Source organism: Pseudoalteromonas sp. DSM 26666, assembly GCF_900116475.1.
Classification (GTDB): Bacteria; Pseudomonadota; Gammaproteobacteria; order Enterobacterales; family Alteromonadaceae; genus Pseudoalteromonas; species Pseudoalteromonas tetraodonis.
This window is the reverse complement of sequence record NZ_FPAR01000004.1, coordinates 394,372-400,396: the sequence shown is the minus strand read 5'-3', so window position 1 is coordinate 400,396 and position 6,025 is coordinate 394,372. Positions and strand designations below refer to the sequence as shown.

The 6,025-nt window shown below is 40.1% G+C and carries 5 protein-coding genes and 3 rRNA genes; 5 read left to right on the top strand and 3 right to left on the bottom strand.

What is annotated here, in order from left to right; translation table 11 throughout:
* The 4 genes from BM380_RS10165 to glsB all read left to right on the top strand — a co-directional run.
* Positions 1-100: ribosomal RNA gene (locus BM380_RS10165) — 23S ribosomal RNA — on the top strand; the annotation flags it as partial.
* Positions 101-233: 133 nt separating this feature from the next.
* A 5S ribosomal RNA gene (rrf, locus tag BM380_RS10160) occupies positions 234-348 on the top strand.
* A 63-nt stretch (positions 349-411) separates the two neighbouring features.
* Positions 412-526, top strand: a 5S ribosomal RNA gene (gene rrf, locus BM380_RS10155).
* A gap of 683 nt (positions 527-1,209) precedes the next feature.
* The gene (gene glsB, locus BM380_RS10150) at positions 1,210-2,133 is read left to right on the top strand and encodes a glutaminase B (RefSeq protein ID WP_028835530.1); all 924 of its coding nucleotides are present in this window, start codon (positions 1,210-1,212) and stop codon (positions 2,131-2,133) included.
* Between the two features lie 22 nt (positions 2,134-2,155).
* Here glsB and BM380_RS10145 read toward each other — a convergent pair whose 3' ends face one another.
* On the bottom strand, positions 2,156-3,460 hold the full coding sequence (locus BM380_RS10145) for an inosine/guanosine kinase (protein ID WP_013464270.1): 1,305 nt from the start codon (positions 3,458-3,460) through the stop codon (positions 2,156-2,158).
* A 177-nt stretch (positions 3,461-3,637) separates the two neighbouring features.
* Between BM380_RS10145 and tadA the strand changes: the two genes are divergently transcribed.
* Entirely contained in the window at positions 3,638-4,144 is a 507-nt protein-coding gene (tadA, locus tag BM380_RS10140) for a tRNA adenosine(34) deaminase TadA (protein ID WP_090494233.1), read from the top strand.
* Here tadA and BM380_RS18320 read toward each other — a convergent pair.
* Both BM380_RS18320 and mltF read right to left on the bottom strand, forming a co-directional pair.
* Positions 4,141-4,311, bottom strand: coding sequence for a hypothetical protein (locus BM380_RS18320; RefSeq protein ID WP_008468235.1), 171 nt, complete (start codon positions 4,309-4,311; stop codon positions 4,141-4,143). The two genes, tadA and BM380_RS18320, sit on opposite strands and share 4 nt — an antisense overlap.
* A gap of 126 nt (positions 4,312-4,437) precedes the next feature.
* Positions 4,438-5,883: a membrane-bound lytic murein transglycosylase MltF gene (gene mltF, locus BM380_RS10135; protein ID WP_090494231.1), complete on the bottom strand. Its 1,446-nt coding sequence runs from the start codon at positions 5,881-5,883 to the stop codon at positions 4,438-4,440.
* Positions 5,884-6,025 lie beyond the last annotated feature (142 nt).

Here is a 6,025-nt window from a genome sequence, read left to right as displayed (position 1 = left end):
TCTGAAGGGCCGTTGAAGACTACAACGTTGATAGGCAAGATGTGGAAGTGGTGTGAGCCATTAAGCTAACTTGTACTAATTACCCGTGAGGCTTAACCATACAACGCCAAACGCGTTTTATGTGATAGTTTAAGCGAAGAAGTTAATATAACTAAAGTAGATTTACGATACTCTTTATTATCAGAATTCCAAATTTTAGTAAGCTCGATTAAATCGAACTTACACCAAATTTGCTTGGTGACAATAGCGTTTTGGACCCACCTGACCCCATGCCGAACTCAGCAGTGAAACGAAACAGCGCCGATGATAGTGTAGCATTTGCTATGTGAAAGTAGGACATTACCAGGCTCCAAATTTAGTCGAAAGACTTTAAATTTAAAAATAAATAATAAGAAAATTGAAAAGAATTTTCTTGGTGACAATAGCGTTTTGGACCCACCTGACCCCATGCCGAACTCAGTAGTGAAACGAAACAGCGCCGATGATAGTGTAGCATTTGCTATGTGAAAGTAGGACATTACCAGGATCCAAATAAGAGGAACCCGTTACAGCGATGTGACGGGTTTTTTGCTGTCTGGGATTTAATAAATAGCCAAGAGCCCATGCCGAACTCAGTGGTGGCCGTTCTCGTACATCCTTTGCTCCACGGCATTCGTATTCCTAAACAGCTCGAAGGCGAGCCCCGCACAAGGCCGCCCCGACACAATGATAGTGTCGCATTTGCTATGTGACTTTCTACCGCTGTGGGCACCATGACATTACCAGGATCCAATTAAAGAAACCCGTTACAGCAATGTAACGGGTTTTTTGTTGTCTGAGATAAGTAAAACATCAAACCAAGACTGTATATGGAACTTAGTAGTGGCCGCTCTTGCATATCTTGTGCTCCATGGCATTCGTATTCCTATACATCAAACAAAACAGCTTGGATCTAAACAAAAAAGTGGGATGTTCTATTGTATTGTCGCTATAAATTAGCGAACTGGCTCCAAATAACAGAACCACGTTACAGCAAAATGCTGGTTTTTTATTGTTTTAAATTTGAAGATGAATTACGCAATATCTTAAAAAAAGAGACTGCCAGCCAATCTCATCATGTATATGCTTCCTATCAGATTACTAATAACTTATAGACTTAACATTCTCATGCAGTTATAGATCCTACGTGTTAAAATTTGATTTTAACTTTGCATATTATTGAGGTGTCTATTGCCAACCAGTGATTATCAACGAGTGCTAAATGAGATAACTCAAGAGGTTAAACCTTTATTGAGCCAAGGTAAGGTTGCTGATTATATCCCTGCTCTTGCTGAAGTTGATCTTGAGCAGTTTTCTATTGCCATTTACACCACTGAGGGGGAGATATTTTGCGCGGGTGATTGTGAACAGCGTTTTACTATTCAATCTGTTTCTAAAGTAATGACTCTGACATTAGCGCTGCAACGTTATGGCGATGAACTATGGAGTAGAGTGGGTAAAGAGCCCTCTGGAACAGCATTTAATTCACTGACACAGCTTGAGTTTGAAAAAGGCATACCCCGTAACCCATTTATTAATGCGGGTGCCATAGTTACCTGTGATGCTTTATATAGTCGTTTATCAGCACCCATGCACTCTATGCTGGAAACATTTCGCGATTTATCTGGTAATCGAAGTATCGTAATAGATAAACAAGTGGCTAATTCAGAGTATGAGTTTAGGCATCGAAATGCGGCAATGGCACACTTAATGAAATCATTCGGTAACTTTGAAAATGAAGTGGATGATGTGCTGTGGTCATACTTTAATTTTTGTGCCATAGAACTTAATTGTATTGAACTTGCTAAGGCTTACAACTTTTTAGCTAATAAAGGGATAGATTACAGCTCTTCTAAACGAGTGCTTTCTAGCCGTCAAAATAAGCAACTAAACTCGTTGTTATTTACCAGTGGTTTATATGATGCGGCGGGTGATTTTGGTTATCGAGTGGGGATGCCTGGAAAATCAGGGGTTTCTGGGACTATATTGGCGGTATTACCGAATAGGTTTACTGTGGCAGTGTATTCCCCAGGATTAAACTCTTTTGGTAACTCGGTGGCAGGAATAGCAGCATTAGAGCTGCTATCTAAAAAGCTTGATATATCGATATTTTAAATACGCTGAGTGCATTGGGATTTTATTGATCCCAATACACTTGCTCTAAACAATCTTCTCGCTCTGGTAAGCCACGTGATAAGCGTGGAGAATGCTGAACCAGCACTTCGTAACTTGCACGGTTGGCGTATTTACTAATTTGAGCGAGCGAAGAGTAGGTAATCGCTTGTTGCTGATGTTTTGCTGAATTAGCAACGTTCAACTTATGATAAACATTCGCTGATAAGTCATGCAATACAGCGGCTAAAGCACAATCACCAGCGCCGTTGGTATTTTTAATCGAGTCAGGCCCGCCCATAAACGGAGCAGTATGACTATATGCCTTTATTGGGTTTTCACAGTCAACTTTACGCATTGCACGTGAAAACTCATAACGATTAAAATCAGGGATAGCACCAGGCAAAAGTGGATACTCTGTTTCGCGTTTGAAACTGTCATCAACAAAACCGGCCATAAATAAGCCTTTTTCACCGGCAGTACAAATTACTAAATCAACCCAGTCTAATGCTTTGTCGGCAGCTAGTAATGGATCTTCAAATCCAGTAATTGCTTGGCCTTCTTCTTCGTTCATAGCAAGGATATCAACATGCTTTTCTACAAAGTTAGCCCACCATGTCGGATCCTGCTCGATAAGAAACTTAGTACCGAGTGTTAATACAACCGGTACATCTGCATCGTTAGCATACTTGATTGCTTGCATGGTCGCTTCGGTCATGGTTTCATCGCCTTGAGTACGCATTAAATAAGCGCTAATCACTAATGCCGATGAGCCTTCGATTAGCTCTTTATCAATTGACTCAGGCTTTAGATAATTCATCAGGCCAGCACTAATGGCAAAGGTGCGTTCACCTGTTTCATCAATCAATGTGAAACAGCGGCCTATAGGACCATCTACAGGCTGTAAGTAGTCTAAGTCTACGCGACTTGAGTTATTACATAAGAAGCGATAAGCATAACTGCCTATTTTTATGTTTTCACTCATTACACCTAATAGCACCGAACGGTCATCAGCAAGTACGGAATAGTTGTGCATTGTGTTGCCAACGGTTCCGCCTGCGAATTCGTAATCGACCATGTCGTTCAGTTTTAAGCGATCGTATAAAGCATTGGTGATGTCATTATCTATAACTTGCGACATCCCTCGGCGCAATTGAAATTCATCGAGAAAAGCTTGGTCAACCTTAGCTTCTATATCAACAACGATTTGATCGATCCCCGTAATATAACTGCGGTGTAATCGCTCAGTGGCGTTAAGTTGATTGGTCAGTGGATCTTTGGCTTCCACTGGAAAATAATGTTTATGCCTGCGGCGTCCAGGAAATTTCATTTGCTACCCGTGTTGTGAGCTAAATAAAAAAAGCGTGAGATTATAGCGTAAATCCTGCCTTATGAGCCATGACAAACCACTTAAATTTGTTTTATTTTTGCAATAAAGTGATCAATGACGCATTTTATTGCGCTAAGTTGGTATAATTACGGCATAAAAAATAGTTAAGTAATAATAATGATAGAGCCATTAGACGACCAATATTGGATGGAACAAGCGCTTGTGTATGCAAAACAAGCGGAGCAGCTAGATGAGATCCCGGTAGGGGCTATAATTGTTAAAGATAATCAGCTTATTAGCGCAGGCTATAATCGCTCAATTACTGATAACGACCCGTCGGCTCATGCTGAGATGATAGCGGTACGTGAAGCAGGAAAAGTACTTAATAATTACCGCTTAATTGACTGTACTCTTTATGTCACATTAGAGCCATGCTCTATGTGCGCAGGTTTATTAGTACATAGCCGAATTAAACGCTTAGTATTTGGTGCAGCCGATGCTAAAACGGGTTCTGCTGGTTCAATTATGAACCTTTTACAAGAACCTCGTTTAAACCATCAGGTAGAAATAACGGGTGGGGTATTAGAAACACAATGTGCAGAGACTATTTCTAGTTTTTTTAAGCGTCGCCGAGCACAAATAAAGGCGGCAAAGCAAGCCGCTCGTAATAGTAACAGCGATTAGTCAGCTGCTGCTATTAAGGCGTCTAATTCAGCCATTTGCTGCATAGCAAACATGCGGCGGCGCCAAATTATTTTTTTATGTAAATTTCTTAACATCACTCGACGACGAGTGGCGGTTGAGTGCTTTATACAACGTTTAAGTTGATGTGTACGTCTACGTTTAAGCATGACTTATCCTTATGTGCTTGGTAATGACACAAAATTTTATACAATTAAGCCAGATTATTGAATAATTGATTACAAGTAAACAACTATTTGATTTTCTGATGTTCAGTTAAATACTAAGCAGCGTATTTATTTTTTTTCCTCAGCGGAATTACTCGTACGTTGCTCTGAATCATCTGGTTTAACGATTTTCTCTTCTGTTTCATTTGTTGAGGTAATCGGCGCCATTGCATTATTTTCATCAAGCCAAACAAGCGCATCGTAATAGCGACGTATATTATCAACATAGGTCACTGCTACATCACCACGAGCATAGCCATAACGGGTATTACGATAGTGACGTTTTTTTATTAACAATGGTAAGCGCTTTTTAACGTCAGCCCATTTATCAGGGCTAGCTCCCTGTTGCTCGGTAATAATACGGGCATCGTTAACGTGTCCCCAACCTACATTATAGGCGGCAAGTGCAAGCCAAGTACGATCCGGTTGAGGGATTCGATCCGGGACGCGTTTAATTAATTTTGCTAAGTATTGTGCACCACCGCGTATATTTTGCTCTGGTTCTAAGCGGTTTGTTACACCGACTTGTTTTGCTGTGCGTCTTGTTAGCATCATAATACCACGCACACCGGTTGGTGACTTAGCACGCGGGTTCCACATCGACTCTTGATAACTTAATGCTGCCAGTAAGCGCCAATCTAGGCTACCTGCATATTGCATAAACCAAGGTTGATATTTAGGCAGTGTTTCTTTAATTGCGTCTATATATGCCAAGGTATTAACGTAATTAAATTGGCGGACATGACCGAAGTATTTTTCTTCGAGCACATAAAGTTGATTATTTTGTTTTGCTTCACCAAAAAAGGGGACTAATAATGCGTATAGGGAATCATCATTCGACTTTCTTAGTATCCATGCAATTGAATCATTTCGGGTAACTGAAAAGCCAATACTCAAATTAGGGTGATAGCGACGAAACAGCGCTAAAGTATGAGAATCCGCTAAGGTGTAATCTATTTCGCCGTCAATAACTGCTTGCAGTAATTCTTCTTCATCAAACTCTTCGGTTTCATTCCAGCTTAAGTTTGGGTTGGTTTGTTGAATTTCTTCTAATGTTAATGAATGGCTACTTTTAGCGATAACGGTGAAGTTTCCGGTTAAATCATCAAAATCACGAGGGCGTTCACGGCCTTGTTTAAAGACTAATTTTTGGCTAATTGTTCTGTATGTAGGGCCATAGCGATAGCGCTCAGCACGTACTTTATTGTAGGTAAGACCTGAGGCAATTAAATCGAGGTCACCACTGTCCAAACGCGCAAACATTTCGGATAAATTAAAAAAGGGTACAATTTCAAGCTCTACCCCTAAGTAGTCTGCAAACGCTTGAGAGAGCTCAAATTCAAATCCTTGCTCCCCTTGAACGGCTTGATAGTAATTACTTGCACTGGCAAGTGTACCAATACGAATTTTGTTTTCAGATTTGATTTGGGCAAGCTGTGTTGATTGCTCTTGTGTATTACATGCACACAAAAGTATGACTAACGTAATGATTGTTATTAGCTTTATCTTCAACATATTCGCCTCTTTAGCATCGTATCTCCTGTTATAACAAAACTTACTGATTACGTCACTTATCGTTTAATCGCAGTGAGTAAAAAATAGGTGTAAACAAAAAGAAAAAGTTAATTTAATGAAAAGCGCATTTTTGAGTTAAATC